The 25,529-nt window shown below is 69.4% G+C and carries 26 protein-coding genes and 1 pseudogene; 16 read left to right on the top strand and 11 right to left on the bottom strand.

The genetic code is table 11. The features are described from left to right. Positions 1-55: 55 nt before the first annotated feature. Both AC0699_RS28005 and AC0699_RS28000 read right to left on the bottom strand, forming a co-directional pair. Positions 56-709 carry a hypothetical protein gene (locus AC0699_RS28005; RefSeq protein ID WP_478665484.1) on the bottom strand — a complete coding sequence of 218 codons (654 nt, stop codon included), beginning with the start codon at positions 707-709 and terminating at the stop codon, positions 56-58. Next, positions 676-1,176 (bottom strand): ATP-binding protein, encoded by a 501-nt coding sequence (locus tag AC0699_RS28000; RefSeq protein WP_478665481.1) that lies wholly within the window; start codon positions 1,174-1,176, stop codon positions 676-678. Before AC0699_RS28000 ends, AC0699_RS28005 begins: the two co-directional genes overlap by 34 nt. Positions 1,177-1,270: 94 nt before the next feature. Here AC0699_RS28000 and AC0699_RS27995 point away from each other — a divergent pair, with 94 nt between their 5' ends. Together AC0699_RS27995 and AC0699_RS27990 are read left to right on the top strand one after the other, a co-directional pair. Further along, a complete protein-coding gene (locus tag AC0699_RS27995; protein ID WP_478665478.1) occupies positions 1,271-2,065 on the top strand; it encodes a helix-turn-helix domain-containing protein in 795 nt (264 codons plus the stop codon). Continuing rightward, entirely contained in the window at positions 2,062-2,331 is a 270-nt protein-coding gene (locus tag AC0699_RS27990) for a DUF397 domain-containing protein (protein WP_478665475.1), read from the top strand. The genes AC0699_RS27995 and AC0699_RS27990 overlap by 4 nt, the downstream gene beginning before the upstream one ends. Before the next feature lie 106 nt (positions 2,332-2,437). Here the strand turns inward: AC0699_RS27990 and AC0699_RS27985 are convergent, their stop codons facing one another. Next, positions 2,438-2,617, bottom strand: a complete 180-nt coding sequence (locus AC0699_RS27985; protein WP_478665473.1) for a hypothetical protein — start codon at positions 2,615-2,617, stop codon at positions 2,438-2,440. Between the two features lie 29 nt (positions 2,618-2,646). Further along, positions 2,647-3,552: a LysR family transcriptional regulator gene (locus tag AC0699_RS27980; RefSeq protein ID WP_478665471.1), complete on the bottom strand. Its 906-nt coding sequence runs from the start codon at positions 3,550-3,552 to the stop codon at positions 2,647-2,649. A gap of 138 nt (positions 3,553-3,690) precedes the next feature. On the opposite strand from AC0699_RS27980, the gene AC0699_RS27975 reads away from it, so the two are divergent. Both AC0699_RS27975 and AC0699_RS27970 read left to right on the top strand, forming a co-directional pair. After that, a complete protein-coding gene (locus AC0699_RS27975; protein ID WP_478665469.1) occupies positions 3,691-4,509 on the top strand; it encodes a 3'(2'),5'-bisphosphate nucleotidase CysQ in 819 nt (272 codons plus the stop codon). Positions 4,510-4,550: 41 nt separating this feature from the next. After that, positions 4,551-5,147, top strand: a complete 597-nt coding sequence (locus AC0699_RS27970; RefSeq protein WP_478665466.1) for an NADPH-dependent F420 reductase — start codon at positions 4,551-4,553, stop codon at positions 5,145-5,147. Between the two features lie 84 nt (positions 5,148-5,231). Here AC0699_RS27970 and AC0699_RS27965 read toward each other — a convergent pair whose 3' ends face one another. Beyond that, a complete protein-coding gene (locus AC0699_RS27965; protein ID WP_478665464.1) occupies positions 5,232-6,089 on the bottom strand; it encodes a class I SAM-dependent methyltransferase in 858 nt (285 codons plus the stop codon). Positions 6,090-6,173: 84 nt separating this feature from the next. Here AC0699_RS27965 and AC0699_RS27960 point away from each other — a divergent pair, with 84 nt between their 5' ends. From AC0699_RS27960 to AC0699_RS27950, 3 genes are all read left to right on the top strand, one after another. Further along, positions 6,174-6,716, top strand: coding sequence for a helix-turn-helix domain-containing protein (locus tag AC0699_RS27960; RefSeq protein ID WP_478665633.1), 543 nt, complete (start codon positions 6,174-6,176; stop codon positions 6,714-6,716). Positions 6,717-7,147: 431 nt separating this feature from the next. After that, the gene (gene fabV, locus AC0699_RS27955; protein ID WP_478665462.1) at positions 7,148-8,362 is read left to right on the top strand and encodes an enoyl-[acyl-carrier-protein] reductase FabV; all 1,215 of its coding nucleotides are present in this window, start codon (positions 7,148-7,150) and stop codon (positions 8,360-8,362) included. 309 nt (positions 8,363-8,671) lie between these two features. Further along, positions 8,672-9,529 carry a hypothetical protein gene (locus tag AC0699_RS27950; RefSeq protein ID WP_478665460.1) on the top strand — a complete coding sequence of 286 codons (858 nt, stop codon included), beginning with the start codon at positions 8,672-8,674 and terminating at the stop codon, positions 9,527-9,529. A gap of 41 nt (positions 9,530-9,570) precedes the next feature. Here AC0699_RS27950 and AC0699_RS27945 read toward each other — a convergent pair whose 3' ends face one another. Further along, entirely contained in the window at positions 9,571-9,861 is a 291-nt protein-coding gene (locus tag AC0699_RS27945) for a type II toxin-antitoxin system RelE/ParE family toxin (RefSeq protein WP_478665457.1), read from the bottom strand. Between the two features lie 196 nt (positions 9,862-10,057). On the opposite strand from AC0699_RS27945, the gene AC0699_RS27940 reads away from it, so the two are divergent. Continuing rightward, positions 10,058-11,425 (top strand): cytochrome P450, encoded by a 1,368-nt coding sequence (locus AC0699_RS27940; RefSeq protein ID WP_478665454.1) that lies wholly within the window; start codon positions 10,058-10,060, stop codon positions 11,423-11,425. A gap of 218 nt (positions 11,426-11,643) precedes the next feature. Next, positions 11,644-12,240: a hypothetical protein gene (locus AC0699_RS27935; RefSeq protein WP_478665452.1), complete on the top strand. Its 597-nt coding sequence runs from the start codon at positions 11,644-11,646 to the stop codon at positions 12,238-12,240. A gap of 118 nt (positions 12,241-12,358) precedes the next feature. On the opposite strand, the pseudogene AC0699_RS27930 reads toward AC0699_RS27935, so the two are convergent. Continuing rightward, positions 12,359-12,553: pseudogene (locus AC0699_RS27930) on the bottom strand (alpha-ketoglutarate-dependent dioxygenase AlkB); the annotation flags it as partial. A 398-nt stretch (positions 12,554-12,951) separates the two neighbouring features. Here AC0699_RS27930 and AC0699_RS27925 point away from each other — a divergent pair. After that, positions 12,952-13,128: a hypothetical protein gene (locus tag AC0699_RS27925; protein WP_478665644.1), complete on the top strand. Its 177-nt coding sequence runs from the start codon at positions 12,952-12,954 to the stop codon at positions 13,126-13,128. A 129-nt stretch (positions 13,129-13,257) separates the two neighbouring features. Beyond that, complete coding sequence (locus tag AC0699_RS27920; RefSeq protein WP_478665450.1) at positions 13,258-14,541, top strand: phosphatase PAP2 family protein; 1,284 nt, start codon at positions 13,258-13,260, stop codon at positions 14,539-14,541. 45 nt (positions 14,542-14,586) lie between these two features. Here the strand turns inward: AC0699_RS27920 and AC0699_RS27915 are convergent, their stop codons facing one another. Together AC0699_RS27915 and AC0699_RS27910 are read right to left on the bottom strand one after the other, a co-directional pair. Continuing rightward, positions 14,587-15,219, bottom strand: coding sequence for an alpha-ketoglutarate-dependent dioxygenase AlkB (locus AC0699_RS27915; protein WP_478665446.1), 633 nt, complete (start codon positions 15,217-15,219; stop codon positions 14,587-14,589). A 137-nt stretch (positions 15,220-15,356) separates the two neighbouring features. Beyond that, a complete protein-coding gene (locus tag AC0699_RS27910; protein ID WP_478665443.1) occupies positions 15,357-16,445 on the bottom strand; it encodes a Kelch repeat-containing protein in 1,089 nt (362 codons plus the stop codon). Between the two features lie 252 nt (positions 16,446-16,697). Between AC0699_RS27910 and AC0699_RS27905 the strand changes: the two genes are divergently transcribed. Beyond that, complete coding sequence (locus tag AC0699_RS27905) at positions 16,698-17,909, top strand: pyridoxal phosphate-dependent aminotransferase (protein WP_478665442.1); 1,212 nt, start codon at positions 16,698-16,700, stop codon at positions 17,907-17,909. 116 nt (positions 17,910-18,025) lie between these two features. Then, the gene (locus AC0699_RS27900; RefSeq protein ID WP_478665440.1) at positions 18,026-18,412 is read left to right on the top strand and encodes an SCO4983 family protein; all 387 of its coding nucleotides are present in this window, start codon (positions 18,026-18,028) and stop codon (positions 18,410-18,412) included. Between the two features lie 156 nt (positions 18,413-18,568). On the opposite strand, the gene AC0699_RS27895 is transcribed toward AC0699_RS27900, so the two are convergent. Beyond that, positions 18,569-19,684 carry a glycosyltransferase gene (locus AC0699_RS27895; RefSeq protein WP_478665438.1) on the bottom strand — a complete coding sequence of 372 codons (1,116 nt, stop codon included), beginning with the start codon at positions 19,682-19,684 and terminating at the stop codon, positions 18,569-18,571. A 373-nt stretch (positions 19,685-20,057) separates the two neighbouring features. Between AC0699_RS27895 and AC0699_RS27890 the strand changes: the two genes are divergently transcribed. Next, on the top strand, positions 20,058-20,939 hold the full coding sequence (locus AC0699_RS27890; RefSeq protein ID WP_478665436.1) for a hypothetical protein: 882 nt from the start codon (positions 20,058-20,060) through the stop codon (positions 20,937-20,939). A gap of 207 nt (positions 20,940-21,146) precedes the next feature. Here the strand turns inward: AC0699_RS27890 and AC0699_RS27885 are convergent, their stop codons facing one another. Continuing rightward, positions 21,147-22,970 carry a phosphoenolpyruvate carboxykinase (GTP) gene (locus tag AC0699_RS27885; RefSeq protein ID WP_478665434.1) on the bottom strand — a complete coding sequence of 608 codons (1,824 nt, stop codon included), beginning with the start codon at positions 22,968-22,970 and terminating at the stop codon, positions 21,147-21,149. 208 nt (positions 22,971-23,178) lie between these two features. Between AC0699_RS27885 and trhA the strand changes: the two genes are divergently transcribed. After that, positions 23,179-23,856, top strand: a complete 678-nt coding sequence (gene trhA, locus AC0699_RS27880) for a PAQR family membrane homeostasis protein TrhA (protein WP_469769165.1) — start codon at positions 23,179-23,181, stop codon at positions 23,854-23,856. A 161-nt stretch (positions 23,857-24,017) separates the two neighbouring features. Next, on the top strand, positions 24,018-25,526 hold the full coding sequence (locus AC0699_RS27875) for a DHA2 family efflux MFS transporter permease subunit (protein WP_478665430.1): 1,509 nt from the start codon (positions 24,018-24,020) through the stop codon (positions 25,524-25,526). The last annotated feature ends 3 nt before the right edge of the window (positions 25,527-25,529 follow it).

Genomic DNA, 25,529 nt, shown 5'->3' with positions numbered 1-25,529 from the left:
CGCCGGTGTACCGGTCGCAAGGATTGCCGACTTTACAGCGCCCGCCTACGCACACTCAGTGGGCTAGGAGCATGTACGTGTTCTCCAGCTCGTCCTGCACCACGTGGGCCTCTCCCTCGACCGTCCGCACGATCACGTCGACCTCCGGGATGTGGACCCGGTACTGCCACCCCTGCGGGAGCCGCAGTCGCTCGCCGAGCGTGGCCAGGGAGTCCATCGTCTGGCTGTCGTCCACGGTGTGGGAATACGCCTGCAGCACGTACGCCCGGTCGCCCGGGGCGATCAGCGCGTGCATCGGTTTACCGGCGGACAGGACGTACTCGGTGTCCCGCTGCACCGTGGAATCGACGTAGTACTTCTTCGCCGTCGCGCCGGTGACGTCGATCTCCGGAGGAATGCGGAGCTCGGCCGCCCAGCGGGCCTCCAGGCCGTCGAACATCGCGGTGTCCCCCCACGCGTACGTCGTGACCTCGTCGATCGTCCAGAAGCGGGGGCCGTTCAGGAACACGATCGGCACCTGGAACTGCTCCGCCAGCGCACGGGAATCGAGCGCGTTCCACTTCTCGGGCGGACAGTCGTTCAGACCGAAGGTGTTGTAGACGGCCGCCTTGAGTCCACCGTCCTCGTCCGGCGAGATGAGAATGACCTCGCCGTAGCGGGCGTCCCGCAGACCGCTCAGGTGCCGGGACGGTTTCGTCGTGTGGGACATGGTTCCTCCGGGTGGTGAGGCGCGGCGTCCGCACCATCAAGCGCAGCACACCCCTGGCGAAGTCGCACGCCGTCGCCGATCTCGAACCACACCGTCTTGCCGATGCCGCACGCCCGCGGATACGCACCCCACGCGTCGGCGAGCGCGGCCACGAGCGTGAGCCCACGCCCCGACTCGTCGTCGGGCGCGGCCACACGCGGGCACGGGAGTACGTCGCTCGCGTCGGACACCTCGACCCTCAGCATCGCCCCGTCTCCGCCCAGCACACACCGCGTCCACACCTCACGGCCCGGCGAGACCCGGCCGTGCCGGCACGCGTTCGTCACCAGCTCACTGAGCAGCAGTACGGCCATCTCGGTCATGTCGTCCGGGATCTTCCAGTCCCTCGCCTGCTCGGCCAGAAGCGCACGGGCGCGGCCCGCACTGCGTGGGCTGCGGGGCAGCCGCCACTCGATGTGCTGATTCATGGCTCATACGGTGCTGGCGCAGGCATAGCCTCGTGGAGTAACTGCGTGGGTACGAACCGTGGTTGTACCCAGTACGTCCCGGGGAGGCGGGCCCTTGAGCGAGGCATGGCGCTACTGCGGCAACCAGATCAAGCTGTGGCGGACGGAGGCCGGGATCACCCGGGAGCAGCTCGGCAAGGAAGCGAACTACGAGTACGAGTCGGTCAAGTCGATGGAGCAGGGGCGGCGCAGACCGACGGTACGGCTGCTCCAGATCGCGGACCAGATGTGCGGGGCGCAGGGGAAGCTGCTGGCGGCTCAGGAGTTCTTGAAGCCGGAGCCGTTTCCGGAGAGGGCGAAGGAGTTCATGGCGATCGAGGCGGAGGCGATCGCGCTGCACTGGTACGAGCCGCTCCTGATTCCGGGGTTGCTCCAGACCGAGGCGTACGCGCGGGCGCTGATCAGCGAGAGTTGTCCGCCGCTGGACGACGAGACGGTGGAGGAGCGGGTGAGGGGACGAATGCAGCGACAGGAGGCGCTGACCCGCAAGACCCGCACGATGTTCAACTTCGCGCTGTACGAGGCGTCTCTGCGGACGATGACCGGGGGCGACGAGGCGATGAAGCGTCAGCTGCAACGCCTCCTGGAGGCCACCGAGTTGCGGAACGTGTCCATCCAGGTGCTGCCCATGGGGCGGTGCAGCGGCCTCGCGCTCGCAGGTCCGATGGTCCTATTGGAGACTCCGGACCACGAGCACTATGCGTTCGCAGAAGGGCAGACGACCAGCGCGCTCTACACCGAGCCCGCCAAGGTCAGTGAACTGGCCCAGCGCCATGACATGATCCGAAGGCATGCCCTCTGCGTCGAGGACTCAGCCGAGTTCTTCAGAAAGGTGGCCGAAGAGCTATGAGCGACCGACTCACGTGGTTCAAGTCGAGCTACAGCGACGACCAGGGCAGCGCCTGCATCGAAGTCGCCCTCGACTGGCACAAGTCCACCCACAGTGACAGCGGGGGCGGCGCCTGCGTCGAGGTTGCCACCTGCCCCCACACCGTCCACGTCCGCGACTCCAAGCTCGGCGCCGCCGACACCAGCCCCCGCTTCGCCGTCGCCGCCCCCGCCTGGACCGCCTTCGTGACCGAGATCCGGGATTCGGGATCCGGGCGCCTTATATAAGGAATGGGCAGTCGACGGCAGCTGGTACACCTGCGCCGCCACTGACTGTCGAGGGGCTGGAGCGGTCGAGAAGCTGGCGGTGGGCCGAGGGTCTGCACCATGAACTTCACGGTGGACAGCAGCTCTCCGGTACGCGGGTGGCAGGCGGTGAGGTCCATGGCGGAGAACGCGCCGTCGTGGATGCGCAGGGCGAGGCGGCCTCGATCCCGGCCTCGGCGAGGACGAGCTTCTGACGGTCGGTCGACTGCTGGTCGGTCGACACCTGCTTGTAGACCAGGTTGGTCATTATTGGGTGAAGCGGCCGGACGGCGCCGACTACGACTCTCCGCGCATGGCCAGCGCGGTTCGCGCCAGCCCGCGCAGCCAGGCGTGGGCGTGGTCGGTGTCGTAGCGTTGATGCCACGACAGGTATATCGGTGCCGACGGCAGTTCGAGCGGGAGGGGGAGCACGACCAGGCCGAGGTCGGCGACCGCTGACCGCGTGGTGGCTTCGGGGACGCTGATCAGGAGATCGGAGCCGCGCGCGAACTCCAGCGCGGCCGCTTCCGTGGGCGCGGTCGCCACCACGCGGCGGCTGAGGCCGAGCCGCGCGAGGGCGTCGTCGACGGCATTGCTGAGGTTTCCACGTCGCGAGACGGTGACGTGCTCAGCGGCGGCGTACCGCTTTGCGGTGACGGTCCTGACGCGGGTGAGGGGATGCCCCTGCCTCACGACGATGACGAGGCGGGTCTCGCCCACGTTCTCGGCACGGATGTCCGGTGCGCTCGGGCGGTTGGCGTTCGCCTCCAGGTCGACCTCGCCGCGCCGCAACTCGGGGGTGTCGATGCTCGATTCCGCGACGAAGCGCAATCGCACGCCCGGCGCCTGTCCGCGCACGGCCGCGAGCAGTGCGGGGCCGCTCAAGGCGACCAGGGAATCGTGCCAGCGGAGTGTGAAAGTGCGCTCCAACGTTGCCAGATCGAGTTCACGGCTCGGTGCCAGCACCCCCTGGACCTGGTGCAGCAGCTCGTGCACCTGTTCCCGGACGGCGATCGCATACGGCGTCGGGGTCATCGTGCGGCCGGTGCGCACCAGGATCTGATCCCCGGTCGTGCGCCGGATCCGGCCCAGACTCCGGCTCATCGCGGGGGCGGTGACGTGCAGGCGCGCGGCCGCCCCGGCCACACTTCCCTCCTCCAGCAGCGCGTCGAGCGCAGCGAGCAGGTTCAAATCCAATTGCATGTGAGTAATCCTAGCCGTGCTTAACATGCATTTGAAGTTAATCAAAGGCCTCTATACCTTCGAGACGAGAGCGCAAGACGGAACGCACAGCTCGGCCCGACCGGCCTCATCACCCCCTCCTCACATGGGAGTACCACCATGTCCGAAACGCTTCAGACCACTGACGTCGCCGCCTCCGACGCCGACCTGCTCGGCCAGACCGCGATCGCCGTGCGCGCGGCCGGTTCGGCGCTGCGCGAGCGCTTCGGCGAGGTGGTCCGCTACCAGACCCGCGAAGAGCTGATGCGCGCGCTCGCCGCCAACGACGACACGGCCCTCGACATCCTGCGCCCCCGCCTCACGCGCCTGCGCCCCGACGCCGGCTGGGTGGAGGACGAACTGGACGGCGGGGCGCTGCCGCCCGGCGAATGGTGGGTCGTGGATCCGGCCGAAGGCAACGTCAACCACCTGCACGCCCTGCCGGATTGGGCGGTGACCGCCACCCTCGTGCGTGAGAACCAGCCGGTGCTCACCGCGGTCCACCTGCCGTTGACCGGCGAGACCTACACCGCGCTCACCGGCGCGGGCGCCCACCTCGACGGCCGGTCGCTGCACGTCTCCCAGACCGCGGACCTCGGCCTGAGCATCGTGGCCACCAGCCAGGCCCGGCCGGACGAGGACGAGAAGGTCGTGAAGCGCGTCGGCTCCTCGATCACCGCGATGCTTTTCGACGCGCTCGTCGTCCGCACCGCCGTGCCCGCGACCCTGCACCTGCTGAACATGGCCGCCGGCCGGATCGACGCCTTCTGGCAGTTCGCCGGCGCCCGCGCGGACCTGCTGCCCGGGGCGCTGCTCGTCACCGAGGCCGGGGGACAGATCTCCGACGCCGAGGGCCGCCCCTGGACCCCGCAGAGCGAGAGCTTCCTGGCCGCCGCGCCCGGCGTCCACGCCGAGGCCGTCGCCACGCTCTCACGCTGACCGCGCACCACAACCTGCACGCACGGAAGGACCAGATCATCATGACCACGATCGCAGTTCTCGGAAACGGCCGCGTCGGCGGCAACCTGGCCACAGCACTCATCCGGGCAGGGCATGAGGTGACCGTGGCGGACCGCGCGCCGGGCGCCGCCGCCGACGCTGCCCGGACAGCCCAGATCGTCATCAACGCCACCCCGGGCGCCGGCTCGCTGGACCGGCTCGTCGCCCTGCGCGAGGAACTGCGCGACAAGATCCTCGTCGACGTCTCCAACGCCACCGTCGACGGACCGGACGGACTGCCCGCCGACCTGATCTACCCCGGCTCAAGCCTCGCCGAGCAGCTCCAGGAAGCGCTCCCCGAAACGCGCGTCGTCAAGACACTCAACACCATGCTCTTCCCGGTGATGACCGCGCCGGCCACGCTCACCCAGGCGCCCGAAGCCTTCCTCTCCGGCGAGGACCCGCAGGCCAAGCAGACCGTCCGTGAACTGCTCATCAACCTCGGCTGGCGCAAGGAGTGGATCACTGATCTCGGCGGGATCCAGACCGCCCGCGCCACGGAGGCCTCGATACTGTTCGTACCGCACGTGATTCGGTCCAGCGGATTCGCGCCCTTCGCGATCTCGATCGCCCGCTGATCCGCACACAGTGCACCGCCCCCGGCGGGCCCACATCCAGAACGGCCACCCGTCGTGAGCCCAGCAAGATCCACCGGACAGGCCCTAGGGGCGGCGGGCGATCCAGGTGGTGCGTGTCGTGCGGACGCTCAGGTCACCGCGGCGCACGATGCCGAGCGGGTGGGTCTCCTCCAAGAGGGCGTCGAGGGCGGCCAGGTCATCCGCTTCCAGCGCGTCGTCGGCGTGGGAGCGCAGCTTGGTCAGACAGACCTGCGCGTAGCGGCCCAACGCCGGACCGGCCTGGGAGGCGGTGAGGCGGATCTCGAAGGGGCGGCGCGCGTCCACGGTGAAGCCGGCGTCCATGAGCGTCCGGTCCCATTCGTGTGGCGGCTCGGTGTTCATCACGGTGTGCAGCCGTGCCTCCAGCCCAGGGCGGCCGACGCCGGCGTCCTCGGGCAGGAAGCGCGGGAAGAAGTCCATCTCGCTGACCGCGAGCAGACCGCCCGGCCGCAGCTGCCCGTACGCCTGAGCCAGCGTCCGGGCCGGATCGCTCAGGTGGTGCAGAAAGGCAGCCGCCCACATCAGGTCGTACGGCTCCCCTTTGCCGGACAGGGGCCATGGCGCGTCCAGGTTCGCCTCCAGCGTGCGGATACATCCTGCGACGCCGTGCGTGGCTGCCTGCTTCCGCAGCCGGTGCAGCATCTGGGGCGAGATGTCCGCTGCCGTCACCGACGCGGCGGGGAACCGGTCGGCGAGCGTGAGACTGCCGGTGCCGGGACCACTGCCCACGTCCATGATCCGCGCCGGGACGGAGTCGGCGAGATTCGCGATCCAGTCGGTCAGCTCCGTGAGGTACGGCTTGAGGACCTCGGCGTCCAGCTCCAGCAGCTCCGCCATCGCGACGTCGAAGCCGCTCGCACGCTCGTGCCCGATATGACCGTGAGTGGTGTGGTGGGTACGCATGCGCCGACGCTATGACCATCACTGCCGACACGTCATACGCTCTTGCCGGTGAAGCAAGAATCGACTCTCGACGCCATCGTCAGGATGCGGATCCGGTCCCTGCGCAAAGCACGGGGCTGGTCACTGGACAACCTCGCCGAACGCGCCGACATCAGCCCGTCCCAGCTCAGCCGGATCGAGACCGGGCACCGCCGCATCAGCCTTGACCAGCTCACCGCCATCGCGAGCGCCCTCGGCAAGTCCCTCGACCAGCTCGTCGAATCCCCCGACGACTCCGACGTCGTCATCCGTCCCGACCGCGACGAGGGCCGGGGCCTGACCACCTGGCTCCTCAGCGGCGACAACGGCCCCCAAGGCCTGACCGTCGCCAAGATGCGCATCACCGACCCGGCGGGCGCCGTCGCGCCGGACGACCTCGGAGTCCACCCGGGCCGGGACTGGTTCACCGTGCTGTCCGGCACGGTCGTCCTCTACCTCGGCGAACGCGTCATTCGCGTCGAGGCCGGACAGGCCGCCTCCTTCTCCACCATGACCCCCCACACCCTGCGCGCCGACCGCGGGCCCGCCGAGGTCCTGTGCATCCTCGACCACAACGGCGAACGCAACCACCTCCACGCGAGCCCGTGACCATCGCGATCGCCAACGCCCGGGACGCCTCACCTCCAGCCGCTTCAGCGTCGGCGCCTTCGAGGTCAGCCCGTACCGGGCCAGCCCGGTCATCCGCGCGGCCGGGACCCGACCGACGTCGACCACGCCGGCGCCCAGGCCCCGCACCTCGCGGGCCCGGTCCAGGGCCAGTTCCATGGCCACTCCCGCTACGTCTGACTTCCGTTCCGATACTCCCCGGGGGCCTGCGCGTACCGTTGCCGAGCTGGAGCGGGATCCGGGCGTGGACAGCCTGTCTCTGCTCGAACTGGTGGCGACCCTCCAAACCCGACACGCGATCTCTGTGCCGGATGAAGTCACCGCGCGTATCCGAAGGGTCGCAGACTTGCAGGATGCGGTGGCCCCTCTTGTGGCAGCCGCGTCCTCGTCCGAGCCGACCCAAGGACTCCCTCGTGAGCGAACGCGTCATCAACCCCCGCAGCCGCGGATTCCTCTTCCTCGACTCCCACCCGGCCGGCTGCGAACGGCTCGTCGAAGACATGTGGCAGGCCGTACCGGCCCCGTCGTCCGTACCGGACGGGGACGGGCCTGTGGCGCTCGTCATCGGCTCCTCCGCCGGGTACGGACTCGCCGCGACGATCGCCGGGCTCGCCCGCGCGGGGATCCGCGGCATCGGGGTGTGCTTCGAGAAGGCGCCCACCGAGCGGCGCACCGCCACGGCCGGCTGGTACCGGACCGCCGCCACCGCCGAACTCGCCCGCGCCCACGGCCGGGACATGGTCTTCCTCAATGGCGACGCCTTCAGCAATGCCATGAAGGACCAGGTCGCCGACCTCCTCACCGAGCGGTTCGGCGGCCGACTGGACTACCTGGTCTATTCCGTCGCCGCCCCGCGCCGTACCGACCCGGACACCGGCACCACGTACGCCTCCGTGCTCAAGCCGATCGGCCGGCCCTACCGCACCAAGACCCTGGTCTTCGACGACCAGGGCGCCCCCGAGGTCAAGGAAATCGAGACCGCGCCGGCCGAGGGCGACGACATCGACCAGACCGTCGCGGTGATGGGCGGGACGGACTGGGAACGCTGGATCGACCACCTCGCCGGCCGGGACCTGCTCGCCGAAGGCTTCACCACCGCCGCCCTGTCCTACATCGGCTCGCCGCTCACCGCCGCGATCTACCGGCAGGGCACCATCGGCGCCGCCAAGTCCCACCTGGAAGCCACCGCCCGCACCCTCGACGAACGGCTCGGCAAGCTGGTCAGCGGCCGGGCGGTGACCTCGGTCAACGGCGCCGCCGTCACCCAGTCCTCCACCGCCGTCCCCGGCATCGCCCTCTACATCGGCCTGCTGCGCGGCGTCCTCGGCCAGGCACTGGTCCCGCCCATCGGGCAGCTGGTCAAGCTCTGGGACCAGCTCACCGGCGCCCACCCGCTCACCCTCGACGACGAGGGCCGCGTACGCCTCGACACCTGGGAACTCGCCGACTCCGTGCAGGCCACGGTGGCCGAGCGCTGGAAGGAGGCCACCACCGACACCATCGGCGACCTCGCCGGCCTGGACTGGTTCCACGACGAAGTACGGCGCCTGTACGGCTTCGCCGTGCCCGGCGTCGACTACACCACGCCGGTTGAGACCGACGTGCTCTGGCCCGACCCGACCACCTGAACACCCTGGAGGAACGCCGTGCCCGTGCCGACCGGCGAGCAACTCATCCGCTGGCAGCAGTACTTTGAAGAACCGCCTTCGTGACCGAGATCCGGGATCCGGGAGCCGAGCGCCTTGTGTAAGGAATGGGCGGTGGGTCCAACCCACCCACCCTCCCAAGTGCCTCCCGCACCACCAGAGATGACATTTCGTGACCGGCTTGCCACGGGCTGTCGCGACCCTCTAGCGTTCGCAACAACAAACGACCCCGACCGGGTGCTACCAACACCCGCCGGGGTCTGACCTTCAAGATCGATAAGAGGCGATCTCGTGGCTGCTGAAGACAATAGCCCTGCCCTGCCCGCGCCCGCACACCCCATGGCCAAGCCGGGCTACGGCAAACGCACCGCCCCCGGCCAAGCGCCACGCCGCAAGGGCCACTTCGACCATCTCCCCGCCCGCGAGGCGGAGATCGCCGCCTTCATCGACCGGCTCCCCGAAGGCGCCGCGATCGACATCAAGACACTCGCCCGCGAACTGCCGCGCTACGGCCAGCAGGCCGTGACCAAGGCGCTCAACGGCCTTGCCGCGGCCGGGCATCTGCGGCGCGTGCGCGAGTCCCTCGGGGACGGGCTGTCGCAGTGGGTGTTCCGTACGTACTTCACCCGCACCGCCCGCGACAGCGCCTGGTGGGCGCGGTTCGTGCGCGGTGACGTACCACCCGAAGAGGCGACCCCCGAAACCCCCGAGCCGCCCTCGCAGGCCTACGACACGCTCGCCCGCGCCGGGCAGACCGACCCCCGCATGACCCTGTCCGCCGCCGAGTGCGCCGCGCTCGAAGCGCTCGCCGCGCAGTGGTTGGCGCACGGGGCCACCCCGGACCAGTTGCTGCACGCCCTCACGTCCGGCCTCCCGGAACAGGTCCACTCCGCCGGCGCCTTCGCCCGCCGTCGGCTGATCGCCAAGATGCCGCCGCCCGCTCCCGTACGACCGCGGCGCCGCACGCTCGTCGAATGCACGGAATGCGGGGTGCCGGGCACGCCGGAGGCGCTGCCCGACGGGGTGTGCGACGGCTGCCGCGTACCGCTGGCGCCGGAAGAGGTGCAGCGCAGGGTGGCGGCGCTCAGGGGTGAACTCCCACCGCCCAGGTACCGGATCGGCACCAGGACTTCTACCGTGCGGATCTGACCGAGCAGGTACACGGCAGCGACCGCCGGGCAGAATCTGCGTCAAGCCGATGTACGACCGTTCTGGGCGCGGACGGCACGGTCGATCCGGGCCTGATCGTGCTGCTTGGTTTTGCGGAAGACAGTGAGCAGCACGATCGTCCTTGCCGGCGTGATCCAGTACGTGATCCGTGGAGCGATGTTCCACAGCCGCAGACGAAGCTCCCTGACCGGGCCTTCGAGATGATCCGACCACGGCCCTCCGAGCTCCGGCCCGAGTTCGGCAAGCAGCCCTGCGACCTCGTCGACTCGCTTGAAATCGCGATCACTGAGGCTTGCCAGCCATTCGCGCACCTCCGGCTCGATCTCGAACCCGTACAGGTCACGGCCTGCCGCCCTCCAGGCGCTCCGGGGAGCGCTCCAGCGGCCGTCCGACGCCTGGTACCGGTGCCGGAGACCCCGAACAGGCCTGATTGCGCCGTCCGAGGATGCCCCACCCGGCACAATCGGCTCTGACCGATCTCCATCCGTCACCGACTCAGGGGGAGTCATGACAGCAACCGGTACGGAGATTCCCGGGCCTTCCGGCCTGCCGCTGCTCAGGTCGATGTTCGATCTCAAGCGGGACTCGCTCGGTACGTATCTCAACGCACAGCGGGAGCACGGGGACGTCGTCCGCTTCACCGCGGGCCCGCCCGGGCTGCGCGCGGAGCTGTACGCGGTGTTCTCCGCGGAGGGTGCGCAGCAGGTGCTGGCGACCGATTCGGCCAACTTCCGCAAGGACAACGCCTTCTACCAGGAGGTCCGGGAGTCCTTCGGCAACGGGCTGCTGACCAGCCAGGACGAGGACTACCTCCGGCAGCGGCGGCTCGTGCAGCCGCTCTTCACCCGCCGCCGGGTCGACGGATATGCCAAGGCCGTCACGGACGAGACCGCCACGCTGCTCGCCGGATGGCGCACCGCGCCCGGCGCCACGGTCGATGTCGTCGACGAGATGACCCGGCTCACGCTACGCGCGGTGGCCCGCATCCTGTTCGGCACGGACGTGGAGGCCGCCGTCCCCGTGGTGGAGCGCTGCTTCCCAGTGATCGGGAACTACACGCTGCGCCGCGGGTACTCGCCGGTCAATCCGCCCCGCCACTGGCCCACACCAGCCAACCGCAAGGCCGCCGCCGCGACCGACGAGCTGTACGCGGTGTGCGACCGGATCATCGAAAAGCGGCACGGCGAGGGCGACTCGGCGACCGGTGACGATCTGCTCACGCTCCTCGCCCAGGCGCAGAGCGCGGAGGACGGCAGTCTGGACGCGGCCGAGATCCGCGACCAGGTGCTGATCTTCCTGCTCGCCGGGCACGAGACGACGGCGACGTCGCTCGCGTTCGCCCTGCATCTCCTAGCCCGCCACCCCGAGGAGCAGGAGCGGGCGCGTGCGGAGGCCGACCGCGTACTCGCCGGGCGGACGCCCGAGGCGTACGACCTCGACGCGCTCCCCTACCTCACCCGGGTGCTGAAGGAGGCCATGCGGCTGTATCCGGCCGGTCCCGTCATCGGGCGGCAGACGGTCGCGGCGGCCGAGATCGGCGGGCACACGATTCCGGCCGGCGCGGACGTGATCGTGGCGCCGTGGGTGACGCACCGGCATCCGCGGTACTGGGAGGATCCGGAGCGGTTCGATCCGGACCGGTTCGCACCGGCGGCCGAGAAAGCGCGGCCCCGGTATGCGTGGTTCCCGTTCGGCGGCGGGCCGCGGGCCTGCATCGGTCAGCACTTCTCGATGCTGGAGTCGGTCCTCGCGCTCTCGATGATCCTGCGGGAGTACGAGCTGACGGCCGTGGACACGGAGGTCCCCGTCGAAGCGGGCATCACCCTGCGCGCGAGCGGTCCCGCCCGCTGCCGCCTGCGACCTCTCGGCCCGTGATCGTCGCCTCGCCGCGTCCTGTGGACCGTTCAGGGCACGGTGACGCTCACCTGAGTGACGGCTCGGAGCGGCGTGTCCGCACTCCCTGCTCGCGACGGGATATTCGAGTCCGAAACGAGGCCGTCACCGATTGGCGCAGGGATAAGGCCAAAGGCCGTCTCCCTGTTCGACAAGCTTCCTGAGGGGACACCGGGTTTCCGCGCGCGGAGTGTACGCCGGTGAAGGTGAACAAGATCCTTCCCTCCAGCATTACCGGCGGACCTCACACGCGTGAAAGGAAACTCAGTATGAGGAAGCTCGCTTGGGCCGCCAGGGGCCTTTCAGCAGTGACCGGGGTCGTGCTCGCCGGGGCCGTCATGGTCCCGTCCGCGGCAGCGGACGCCGGCCCGGACATCAGCACACTCGCGCAAGAGCTGTCCGAAAGCATCGAGGTCATGTACGGGAACGGGAACCGGTGCAAGCCCACGCAGCGCGACGTCAGCTCCACCGTCGTGGACGCTTCGGAAAGCGGTTCGTTCGAAGCGATGTTCCGCGCCACGACCGACCGCCGGGGCAACGCCTACCTCAACGACTTCCGGAACCCTGGTGACTGGATCGACCTCAAGCTTGTCCCCGGGGCTCCCGAGTGCACTGAGGACCTCGCCGTCTCCGTTACCGAGGAGGACCCCGCCCACCTCTTCATCACCCTGCTGGCCGGCGATGGGGAGATCCACCGGGCCCGGTGCACGGTCTCGCCCGGAATCCCCGTGACCTCGGCGAACATCGCGACGGCGTGTGCCCCCGGGTTCACGCCCATTCCGGGCACGCCCGTCTGACAGCTCGCTCGGCTTCGGCTCCGGCAGATGCGGCGCGCCGAAGGGACAGACATGCGATGGGGCGGTCGCCTGTGGGCGACCGCCCCATCGCATGTCTCGCCCACGTTCCCCTGCCGCCTCAGTTCACCCCGCGCGGCCGGTACTGGATGCTGATGCGGGGTCCGACCGGCCGCGCGGTCTTCGGTACGGCGTGCTCCCAGGTGCGCTGGCAGGAGCCGCCCATGACGACGAGATCGCCGTGGCCGAGAGCCTTGCGGACAGGGTCGCAGCGGCCGTTCCGGGGCCGTAGCACCAGGTCGCGCGGGGCGCCGACGATCTTGCGGTGGGTGTTGACGCCCAGCGGCACTGGACGGCGCCGATCTTTCGGGAGGCATCGGCGCCGGGAGGGACGTCAAACGTCCGTCCAGCACCGACGGGCGCCAACACCGACTGGACGGCGACAGGTGTATGGGCGCCAGCGCCGCCGATCGATCCTTGGGCGTCGAAGCCGGGGAACCAGGCGCCCGCGCAGCTGCCACCACCATGAGTACGAGGACCGCGCGCCGATCTATGCGGAGGTCTCAGCAGACCCGGTTCGCCGCAGGCATCGCAGCCCTCTACTCGGACATCCCGAGAAGCTTCCGACTCCATCGGGACGCCCTTGACTACGGATTAGGTTCGCCGGCTCGGTGGTCGTGGCGGTCGGAGGTGCCGCGACGTCCGATCCGACCATTGGACGCGCTGCGGCCGAGCATCGCGGGCCCCGACGTGTTTCCTCTCGACGAGCTGGGCCGGGTCACTCCGGCCGCACGCTCCAACGGCCGCCGTGTGGTCACCGACGACCAAGCGAGCCTGCCCGCCGCTGTATTCGAGGTACCCGTGATCGGCGAAACCCACCCGCTCCGCTAGCATGTTCGAGCTCGCAACGATCATATTGAAATGTGAAAAACCGGCTGAAAATTGATACCTACGGTAACGCGAGGGTTTTCGCGAACAGACGGCAACCTTCGGTTGGCTGCACGGCGTCAATCACGCGTCATGCTGTGGGTCGCGGTCAGTGTGGTGGGTCTCGGGTTCCTCATCGCACTCGAGATCGCCGCGCGCCGGTACGGCGAGCCGGGGCCGATCACCGCCCAGGCGCGAGAGGTGATATTCGCCCCCAGATCGGGGACGGGGCTGTACGCCGGCATGGCGTTGATGATGGTGGTGCTCACCTGGCGGCAGCGGTTCATCGCGGCCGGCGCCGCGATCGGCATCGACGTCGTCTTCTGGCTCGTGCGGTGGGCTGTCGACGCCGAGATGATGTTCGGCAACGGCGCGTTGTGGGTGACTTTGGCCTGCGCCGTCATCGCCGTCACGCGCCGCACCGGCCGGGAACGCGTCCTGCTGCTGAAAGGCGTCGGACTGGCCCTGCTGCTGCTGGCCGGCGGCGCGACCGGCCACACCTGGCTGCTGATCACATCGAAGACCCGCCCGACGGTGCTCGACCAGTACGTGGCAACCGCCGATCAAGCATTGGGCAACCCGTCGTGGCTGGTAGGCCGGATCGTCGAGGCCACCGGCACGGTCGGCGCCCACGTTCTCGACTGGGTCTACGTTCAGCTCGGGGTGGCCGCGGTCGTCGTCGCGCTGTACCAGCTGCGCAACGTGGCGGTGGAGCGCCGCTTCCCGGGCCATCATCTGGTGCGCACTTTTCTGGTCATCGGCCTGCTCGGGCCGGGCATCTACATGTTCTTCCCAGTGGTCGGACCGGTCTTCGCCTACGGTGCCGACGGGGGGCATTGGGCAGTGGCCAACTTGTGGCCGGACACACCGCCGCCGGTCAGTACCCCGCAGCCGATGCCCTTCGACGGGATCACCCCGCGGAATTGCATGCCCAGCCTGCACACGGCGTGGGCTACCGCGCTCTTCATTCATTCCCGCAAGGGCCCGCGGGCTCTGCGATTCGCAGGCGCGTTCTGGCTGATCGCCACGCTCGGCGCAACGTTGGGCTTCGGCTTCCACTACGGCGCGGACATCATCGCCGGTGTGGTGTTCACGCTCACGATCGAGACGGCGCTGCGCTCGCTCGACCGCGGCTGGGACCGGCCGGGAATCCAGCTGGTCGCCTACGGCACCGCGGTCTTCGTTGCACTCCTGGCGTCGTATCGCTATCTGTCGACGGAGATGGCCGAACATCCGTGGGTGTTCGGGCCGTTGCTCATTCTGGCGATGACCTCGGTGGTCTACGGCTACGTACGGACCACGAAGCTGTGGGAACGGAAGGCCGTGTCGGTGCAGCTTCCGGAACCGCGACGCGAACCGCAGCCCGAACCGGTTTGAGTCGCGCTGCCTCGAACGTCCCCGGTCACGGCACCAGCTAACCGGCTAGTTCACGCCGCGTGGGCGGTACTGGATGCTGATGCGGGGTCCGACCGGCCGCGCGGTCTTCGGTACGGCGTGCTCCCAGGTGCGCTGGCAGGAGCCGCCCATGACGACGAGATCGCCGTGGCCGAGAGCCTTGCGGACGGGGTCGCGGCGGCCGTTCCGGGGCCGTAGCACCAGGTCGCGCGGGGCGCCGACGGAGAGGATGGCGACCATCGTGTCCTCCCGGGCGCCTCGCCCGATGCGGTCGCCGTGCCAGGCGACACTGTCGTGGCCGTCGCGGTAGTAGCAGAGCCCGGCCGTCGCGAAGGGTTCGCCCAGTTCGTCGGCGTAGTGGGCGGAGAGGGCGTCGCGGGCCTCGGCGAGGACGGGGTGCGGGAGCGGGTCCCCTTCGCGGTAGTACGCGAGCAGGCGGGGCACGTCGACCTCGTGTTCGTACATCTGCCGGCGCTCGGCGCGCCACGGGACGCCGTCGGCCAGCTCCTCGAACAGCGCGTCCGCGCCGGTGAGCCAGCCCGGCAGAACGTCGAGCCAGGCCCCGTCGCCGAGCACGGTCCTGCGGACGTCCGTCAGCGGACCGAGGCGGATCTCGTCGGTCTGGTCGAAGAGCGACCCCTGCAGATGGACTGCTGCCATACATCAAGGGTAACCAGAAAACCGAACACCTGCGCTATTTCGGCTGAGGGCTGTGGCCGCCACGCCGGGCGACGGAAACGGGGGCTTGGCCGGTGCAGTGCCCCCGTTTCCGTGGCCGGGCGGCCGGGGCGGGTGGTTCAGTGGCGACGACGCTCGATCGCGAAGGCCTCCACCGTGGTCCCGTCACCGTTCTCCCCGCCGACGGCATACACACACCTGCTCTTCGGCGACTTGGGACACGACGCCCTCGCGGCGCCGAGTTCCGAGCGGGGAGTCGGCAGAGGGGGCAGGGTCTCCCAGGTGTTGCCGACGATGCTGTACGCCTCCACCTTGTCGCTCACACCATCATTGGGGGCTTCGTCCCCGCCGATGGCGTACACGCAACCGTTCCTGGTCCCCTGGGGACAAGGTGCCGCCGCCACGCCCAGGAAGCTGCGCGCCGTCGGCAGCGAGGCCAGCCTCGACCAGAGGTTGGTGGCGGGGTTGTACACCTCGACCGCGTCCGACGGTGACGGCGTCGTACCGTTGCCGGTGTCGCCGCCAATGGCGTACACGCACGTGCCCTTCGAGCCGAGCCCGGGCGGACAGGCAGCCCCGGTTGCCGCCAGACCCGCGCGAGCGGTCAGCAGGTCGGGGAGTGTCGCCCACGTGTCCGTGGCCGGGCTGTACGCCTCGACCTTGCTCGACGGCGCCTGGTCCGGGTCGCCGCTGTCGGTGTCGCCGCCGATGGCGTACACGCAGCTCCCTCGCAACCCCTTGACACCCCTGGGGCACGGCGCTGTGGCCGCCGCCAGGGATTCACGGGCGGTCGGCAGGTCGCTCACGGTCTTCCAGGTGTTCGTGAAGGGGCTGAACACCTCCACCTTGTCGCTGGGGTCTTCGCCAGGCGGTTCCGTGCGCCCGCCGATGGCGTACACGCAGCCGTTCTTCACCCCCTTGGGGCAGCGTGCCGTCGTCGCGGCCAGGTGGCTGCGCGGTGTCGGCAGGGCAGGAAGGTTTGCCCACGCGTTGACGCGCGGGTTGAAGGCCTCCGCGCTACCGGCCGCGGCAGCGCCTTCTCCCCCGATGGCGTACACACAGGTGACCTTCCGGTCGTCCGGGCAGGCAGTCTTCGCCACCGCCAGGGCTTCCCTGGCGACCCCCAGCGGCTTGACGGTCAGCCACACGCCCTGGGCGTGCGCGGAGGTCGCCGTCAACGCAAGCAGCGGCACAATCAGCGCGATCACGACCCGCCGCCACCGGGACCGCGCACCGGGCGGTATCGCCCGGTCAGAGAACGGATTGCCCACCATCGACTACCTCTTTCCGGCAGGCCGCGGCGGTGCGCCGCGGCGCGAACGAGAGTTGCACTCCCCTTCATCCACGGTCACGGTCGGCCACCGTGCCACCACAGTGCGGCCAACCGGCCCAAGCCCCGAAGCCCCCGACGTGGCACAAAACACTGAGCGTCTCGCCCGGCGCCCCCGTAAGCTCGCGTCATGCAGGTGATCCAGTCGACCAAGCTCGCCAACGTCTGTTACGAGATCCGGGGCCCGGTGCTCGAGGAGGCGATGCGGCTGGAGGCAGCAGGTCACCGCATCCTCAAGCTGAACACCGGAAACCCCGCCGCCTTCGGGTTCGAGTGCCCGCCGGCGATCCTCGAGGACATCCTTCGGAACGTCGGCGACGCGCACGGGTACGGGGACGCGAAGGGCCTGCTCAGCGCGCGGCGCGCGATCATGAGCCACTACGAGACCAAGGGCATCCCCCTGTCGGTCGAGGACATCTACCTCGGCAACGGCGTCTCCGAGCTGATCCAGATGTCGATGCAGGCGCTGCTCGACGACGGTGACGAGGTGCTCGTACCGGCGCCGGACTATCCGCTGTGGACCGCCTCCGTCTCGCTCGCGGGCGGGACCGCCGTCCACTACCGGTGCGACGAGCAGGCCGACTGGATGCCGGACCTCGCGGACATCGAGCGGAAGATCACCGATCGGACGAAGGCGATCGTGATCATCAACCCGAACAATCCGACGGGTGCGGTCTACGACGACGAGATGCTGCGCGGGCTGACGGAGATCGCCCGCCGCCACCAGCTGGTCGTCTGCTCCGACGAGATCTACGACAAGATCCTCTACGACGGGGCCACGCACACCCCGACCGCCGCGGTCGCGCCCGATCTGCTGGTGCTGACCTTCAACGGGATGTCCAAGAACTACCGGGTGGCGGGCTACCGCAGCGGCTGGCTCGCGGTCTGCGGCCCGAAGGCGCACGCGGCCTCGTACATCGAGGGCCTGACGATCCTGGCGAACATGCGCCTGTGCGCGAACATGCCGGCGCAGCACGCCGTGGCCGCCGCGCTCCAGGGGCGGCAGTCGATCGAGGATCTGGTGCTGCCGGGCGGGCGGCTGCTGGAGCAGCGGGATGCGGCGTACGACCTGCTGACCCAGATCCCGGGCGTGACATGCGTGAAGCCGAAGGGGGCGCTGTATCTCTTCCCGCGGCTCGACCCGAACGTCTACAAGATCAAGGACGACCGCCAGATGGTGCTGGACCTGCTGCGGGCCGAGAAGATCATGGTCGTGCACGGGACCGGCTTCAACTGGCACGAGCCGGACCACTTCCGGATCGTCACGCTGCCGAACGCGAAGGACCTGGCGGACGCGGTGACGCGGATCGGGAACTTCCTGGACGGATACGGCCAGCCGTGACCCGGGCGATCCCGGCATCCCCAGGATCTTCCTGTCTTCAGGATCTTCGGACTCCACTCAACTTTAGACGGAATCTAAGCTAGGATGGCCGCAGAGCTACTGCAGGAGGCCATCCCATGTACGAGCCGATCCGCTCGAAGTCGGTGCACTCGATGGCCGGCGAGACCGACTTCCCTCACCGCACCCGCGAGGAGGAGCTGGACATACAGCTCGCCGGCCACCTCGCCGCACTCCTCGCCGTCACCGACGAGCTCGGGCTCGACGCCGAGGCCGACCGCATCGCCGAGCAGGTCGCCCGGCTGCGTGGCGCCCCGCCCGCGCGCCACGCCGGACTGAGCGGCGCGGACCCGGCCGCCCTCCACCACCGCGCCCTCGCCCTCGCCGGACGCGCCCTGGTCGTCGCCGCCTCGCGCGCCGACACCGCCGCGGCGATCCTCTCGGCCGAGCGCATGGACGCACACACCGCCGCTCTGCGCGACGCGCAGCTCGTCGGCACCCCCTGACGGCCCCGGTCCGCGGGCCGCGGAGGCGCGCGGACCGGGTGCCACCATCGAGGAACCGCACCGCCGGCGGACCCACAGGCGGTACGTGGCGGGGGCGGGCCGCAGCCGCGGCAACTGGCGTGGTTCCCCTCGGCCTTCAGGATGTCGCGCTCGGCCCTATCGCTTGGACTTCGCCATCGAAGGCTTCGCCCGCTTGCGCCCGGCCGATGCCGCCGAGGGCGGGCTGAGGACCGCGGAGAGACGCTTGGCGGCGTACTCGCGGTTGGCAAGCGTCTGCTCGCGACGGGCCTCGGGGAGATCGGGCATGGCCAGGAGCCGATCACACGCCTGGTAGGAGCCCGGCCAGTCCCCCACCCAGTACGCGATGATCGAGAACTCGAACAACAGCCCCCAGCGGTACACCCAGGGGCTGACGAACAGCAGATCGTTCGGAGCGGGCCGGTTGAGTCCGGCGCAGACGAAGGCGTGCGCGGCCCGGTAACGGCCCATGACACGCAGCCGCGAGGCCAACTCGTAGCAGGCTTCCAGGCGATGGGGCCGGCCCTCCCAGGCCTGCACGAGCGCATCCATGCCGCCCGGCCAGTCACCGTTGTCGGCCTTGAGGATTCCGGCCTGGAGCTGTGCGTAGTAGACCTCTTCGGGCCAGCCGCCCATCTTCGCGCGGCGCTCGTAGAAGGCGATGGCCTCTTCCGCGCGGCCCATGTCACGCATGGTCTGGGCCAGGTAGAAGACGGTGCGGGGGTTGTCGGGGTCCCGTTCGAGTTCGGCGCTCAGCAGGCGTGCGTCGCGCTCGAACTTGTCGTGACGCGATCCTCCGTCGGCGTGGTCCACGATGACCAGGGCGTCGAGGTTCGCCTGATCGGCCGGTTCGTCGGTGGTGAGGTACTCGTGCGTGACACCTTCGTAGCGCCAGGCGAGGTCACCCCTGACCAGCCTCTTGATGCGGTACTCCAGGTTGCCTTCGTGCCGCAGCATGTAGGAGGCGGCGGTGAGCGGCGGGAGGGGACCGTCCTGCCGGATCTCCAGGTCGGCGTCGACCAGGAGGAGATAGTCGGCCTTGCCGCGCGCGTGACTGATGTTCAGGCTCCGGTTGTGACCGAAGTTGACCCAGGGCTCCTCGTGGAGCTCGCCGGGGATGCCCTCGAGTGCCTTGCGGATCAGTTCCTGCGTCCCGTCCGTGGACCCCGTATCGGAGATCACCCAGGTGGTGATGAGGTCACGGACCGATGCGAGGCAGCGTTCGATGACGCCGGACTCGTTCTTCACGATCATGCAAAGGCAAATGGACGGCTGCTTCACGTCATCACCGCTCCCCGCGTAGCTGTGCGCGCGACGCTAGGGGCCGGCCGGCGCGGAACCGGTCCGGCACGCCGATGCCTAGCCCCTTCGGACGTCCCGCACGCGCCCGATGCGCTGATCGTTCGGCGCGCCTGCTGACAAACGCCGAAGTCACGAACGAATCATGGCCAACGGCACACCGCAGGCGCTTTCGGACGAAAGTCGGCGAAGCGGGACGTCCCGGCTACCCCGTCAGGCCCCGGGCGGTCCCATGGGCAACGCAGGCACGACAGCCACGTTTCGGAGGACGACCTGTGAGTACCCACCTCACGCACGATCAGCTCCACTCAAGAAAGCAGGTCACTTCATGAGTCCTGAAAACAGGACTGTCCCCGGACTCGGCCCGCTGCCGCAGGGACGCAGATGGCTCGTCGGAGGCGCGCTGACGTCGGTGGCGCTCATCACGCTGGGCCTCAGCAGCCCCGCACTGGCGACTGCGCCCAGCCCTCGTTCGTCGGACGTCATGGGAACCTCGTCGGTACTGGCCGACCAGTGCTACGACGAGGAGGGCCCGTACGCCTTCCTGAACGGCGACAGGTGCAAGGACAAGAACAAGAACAAGGGCAAGACCGGCGCGACCGGCGCGACGGGTGCCACGGGTGCCACCGGCGACACCGGGCCCACCGGCGACACCGGCCCCACCGGGGACACCGGACCGACCGGCGACACCGGCCCCACCGGCGACACCGGACCGACCGGCGACACCGGAGCCACCGGTGACACGGGACCGTGCTCCGACATCGACAGCTACGCTCCCAACGGCGCCGAAGAGTTCAGCGTGGTGCTCACCGGCGGGCAGTACTTCGTCGGCCAGCGGCTCCACGAGATGGCCGTGGACTCGAACGGCAACGGCGTCCCGGACATGGATGAGGACGGCGACGGCATCGAGTTCGAGGCGATCGGACCGTACGTCTGGCAGAACATCAGCGATGGGGACCCGAACCCCGGCTTCCCCGACAACCCGTGTGCTGCGTCCATCACCTCCCAGGGCAACTCGGCCTACGCCAAGGTGCTGACCATCGACGGCGAGGTGTGGGAGACGCACGGTGACGTCGAGGGGCAGACCTTCGTCTGGGACGAGCCGTGGGTCGAGCTCACGGAACCGGCGGAGGTCGCGCTGAGCAACTTCCACAGCGAGAAGGCGCTCACCGGGGCGCTGAGGAGCTCCGCCCTGAACCGGAAGGACTGATGAGCCGGACATCGCCCGGCGACAACCAGTCCGAAACCTGACGGAACAGTAGTGTGCCGTGCCCGGGCACCGTCCCGGGCACGGCACACGCATGTGTGCCGCAAGGCCTCACGCCGCTGCGGCCCACAGATGTACGGAGAAAAGGGCCGGGGCCCGCTCCGTACGCCGTTGTACGGTGCGGGCCCCGGCCACGAGCCGGATGCGGGCTCAGCCCAGGCGGGCCACCAGCGCGCGGTACTCGTCCCACAGCTCCTTCGGGGTGTGGTCACCGAAGGTGTTGAGGTGCTCGGGGACCAGCGCGGCCTCCTCGCGCCAGACGTCCGTGTCGACCTTGAGCAGGAAGTCGAGGTCCTCGTCGGCCAGTTCGAGGCCGTCCGTGTCGAGCGCGTCGCGCGTCGGCAGGATGCCGATCGGGGTCTCGACGCCCTCGGCCTTGCCCGACAGGCGCTCCACGATCCACTTCAGGACGCGGCTGTTCTCGCCGAAGCCCGGCCAGACGAACTTGCCCGCGTCGTTCTTGCGGAACCAGTTCACGTAGTAGATCTTCGGCAGCTTGGCCGGGTCGGCCGTCTGACCGACCTTGATCCAGTGGGCCATGTAGTCGCCCATGTTGTAGCCGCAGAACGGAAGCATCGCGAACGGGTCGCGGCGCAGCTCGCCGACCTTGCCCTCGGCGGCGGCGGTCTTCTCGGAGGCGACGTTCGCACCGAGGAAGACGCCGTGCTGCCAGTCGAAGGACTCGGTCACCAGCGGGACGGCGGTGGCGCGGCGGCCGCCGAAGAGGATCGCCGAGATCGGCACGCCCTTCGGGTCCTCCCACTCCGGCGCGGCGATCGGGCACTGGGCGGCCGGGACGGTGAAGCGGGCGTTCGGGTGGGCCGCCGGGGTCTCCGACTCCGGGGTCCAGTCGTTGCCCTTCCAGTCGGTGAGGTGGGCCGGGGTCTCCTCCGTCATGCCCTCCCACCACACGTCGTTGTCGTCGGTCAGCGCGACGTTGGTGAAGACCGCGTTGCCCCACAGGGTCTTCATCGCGTTGGCGTTGGTGTGCTCGCCGGTGCCGGGCGCGACACCGAAGAAGCCCGCCTCCGGGTTGATCGCGTACAGCCGGCCGTCCTCGCCGAAGCGCATCCACGCGATGTCGTCGCCGATGGTCTCCACGGTCCAGCCGGAGATCGTGGGCTCCAGCATGGCGAGGTTGGTCTTGCCACAGGCGGAGGGGAACGCGGCGGCGACGTACTTCGGCGCACCCTGCGGCGGGGTCAGCTTGAGGATGAGCATGTGCTCGGCGAGCCAGCCCTCGTCGCGTGCCATGACGGAGGCGATGCGCAGGGCGTAGCACTTCTTGCCGAGCAGCGCGTTGCCGCCGTAGCCGGAGCCGTACGACCAGATCTCGCGGGTCTCCGGGAAGTGCGAGATGTACTTCGTGGAGTTGCACGGCCACGGCACGTCCTGCTCGCCCTCGGCGAGGGGCGCGCCCAGTGTGTGGACGGCCTTCACGAAGAAGCCGTCGGAGCCGAGCTCCTCGAGGACGGGCCGGCCCATACGGGTCATGGTGCGCATGGAGACGGCGACGTACGCGGAGTCGGTGATCTCGACGCCGATCGCGGAGAGGTCCGAGCCCAGCGGGCCCATGCAGAACGGGACGACGTACATCGTCCGGCCGCGCATCGAGCCGCGGAATATGCCCTTCTCACCGGCGAAGATGGCCTTCATCTCGGCCGGGGCCTTCCAGTGGTTGGTCGGGCCCGCGTCCTCCTCCTTCTCGGAGCAGATGAAGGTGCGGTCCTCGACCCGGGCGACATCGGTCGGGTCGGAGGCGGCGTAGTACGAGTTCGGGCGCTTGATCGGGTCCAGCTTCTTGAACGTTCCCTTGGCGACGAGCTCCTCACACAGGCGCTCGTACTCGGCCTCGGAACCATCGCACCAGACGACCTTGTCCGGCTGCGTCAGAGCTGCGATCTCGTCGACCCAGGCGATCAGTTCCTGGTGATTGGTGGGGACGGTGCTGGGAGCCGCGATGTCGCGCGCCACGATCGCTCCTAAGTGAGGGGTATGAAGGTTGTTGCCCCGTGGGGGCTGCGACCCGGATGCTTCACTGCATCTGTCTCTCTGGCGCTCATCCGGTGCCGACCGCACTCATCTGATCATCGGTGGACTCTGCGCATATGTCCAGAGGGCCCCTCACGTGAGCATTAACACTCATGCCCGCGACCTACGGAGGCGTAGGTAGCATGCCGCCATGACAGCAGCCGCATCCGACGCGACCGAGACAGATCCACCGCCGGTGAAGCCGAGGCTGCGGGGGTGGCTGCATGCGGGGATGTTCCCCGCCGTGCTCATCGCGGGCGTCGTTCTCACGGCGCTCGCCGATTCGACACGAGGCCGCATTGCCTGCGGCATCTATGTGCTCACCGCCTGCGCACTCTTCGGTGTGAGCGCGCTGTACCACCGGGGCGACTGGGGCCCGCGCGCGACAGCCGTCCTCCGCCGGCTCGACCACGCGAACATTTTTCTGATCATCGCCGGTACCTATACCCCGCTGACGCTGCTGCTCCTTCCGGACTCCACCGGGCGAGTGCTGTTGTGGGCCGTGTGGGCGGCTGCGGTTGCGGGGATCGCGTTCCGGGTGTTCTGGGTCGGCGCCCCACGCTGGCTCTACACCCCGTGCTACATAGCGATGGGCTGGGCGGCGGTCTTCTTCCTGCCCGACTTCATGCGGGAGGGCGGCATCGCGGTGCTCGTCCTCGTGATCATCGGCGGGCTGCTCTACAGCGCGGGCGGCGTGATCTACGGAATGAAGCGGCCGAACCCGTCACCGCACTGGTTCGGGTTCCATGAGGTCTTCCACTCCCTCACGCTGGCGGCGTTCGTCGTCCACTACGTAGGCATCTCCCTGGTCGCCTACCAGCACGCATAGCGCGTACGCGTAACCCGCACCCCACACCCCACCCCCCACCCCTGACCTCTCGTTCCTCACCGAAAGGCCCGTGGCAGCCGCCACGGGCCTTTCGGCATATTGACGTCTGCCATCTTTTGAGAGTTACTGTCACTTGACACTGACTCCTACGGAGGTGGCCCATGGCTGCGGCCCAGAACCCCCGCCGGTGGTGGGCGCTCGGCGCGATGGTCGCGTCGCTGCTCGTGCTCGGCTTCGACATGACGATCCTGAACGTGGCGCTGCCCACCATGGCCGGGCAGCTCGGCGCCACGACCGGCGAGCAGCAGTGGACGGCCGACGCGTACGTGGTCGTCTTCGCCGCCCTGATGCTCCCCGCCGGACTGCTCGGCGACCGCTTCGGCCGCCGCCGGATGCTCGTCACCGGACTCGGGATCTTCCTCGCCGGCTCGCTCGTCGGCGCGCTCGCCGACGACGTCGTGGCAGTGATCGCCGCCCGCTCGGTCATGGGCATCGGCGCCGCGTTCGTCATGCCGCTCGGCATGGCCGTCGTACCGTCGCTCTTCGCCGGCGAGGAGCGCCAGAAAGCCGTCGGCATCGTCACCGCCGCCTCCGCGCTCGGACTGCCGCTCGGCCCGATCGTCGGCGGCTGGCTGCTCGACCACTTCTGGTGGGGCTCGGTCTTCGTGATCAACATCCCGATGGTCGCGATCGGGATCGCCGCATGCATGTTCCTGCTGCCCGAGACGCGCGACCCGGCGACGCCACGGGTCGACACCGTCTCCACCGCGCTCACCGCGACCGGTCTCGGCGCGTTCATCTACGGGATCATCGAGGCGCCGGAGCGCGGCTGGAGCGACCCTCTGATCCTCGCGATGCTCGCCGCGGGAGCTGTGCTGATCGCCGCCCTGGTCGTACGGGAACGGCGCTCCGCGCGGCCGATGCTCGACATGACGCTGCTGGCCCACCGGCCGTTCCTGCTGAACACGCTGGCCGCGACCCTGGTGATGTTCGTGCTGTCCGGGCTGATGTTCGTGCTTCCGCAGTACCTCCAGGCGGTGCTGGGCAACGACGCACTCGGCACGGGCCTGCGGATGCTGCCGATGATGGGCGGGCTGATGGTCGCCGCGAAGGGCAGCGCCCCCGCGGTGGCGCGGTTCGGGGCGCGCGGCGTGATCGTCGCCGGTCTGGTGGTGCTGGCGTTCGCCGGGTTCCTCGGCAGCCGCACGACGGTGGACAGCGGGTACGGATTCACCGCGCTGTGGCTCTCCGTCGCCGGGGTCGGCTTCGGCTTCTCGATGGTGCCCGCGATGACCGCGGCCATCGACACCCTGCCGCCGGACCGGGCCGGCAGCGGGTCCGGTCTACTGATGACCGTACGTCAGGTGGGCAGCGCCACCGGGATCGCGCTGCTCGGCTCGCTGCTGGCGAGCGTGTACGCGAACCGGCTGCCGTCCGGGGCGCCGGAAGCCGCGGGCGACTCCGTAATGGCTGCCCATCTGTTCGGCGATCCGGCTCTCGCGGCCTCGGCCGATGCCGCGTACCTCCACGGCATGAGCGTGGTCCTGCTGGTCTGCGCCGTCGCGGCGCTGGTCACCGCGCTGCTCGCGGCCGTTCTGCTGCCGAAGGCCCGGCCGGCGCAGGCGGCGGCCCCGGACATGGCCGGAGCCACGGTGGATGCCCGACAATGACGA

The sequence above is a fragment of the Streptomyces sp. NPDC043870 genome (assembly GCF_056435785.1).
Note: the sequence above shows the minus strand (reverse complement) of the source record. Positions and strands in the feature narration are given on the sequence as shown.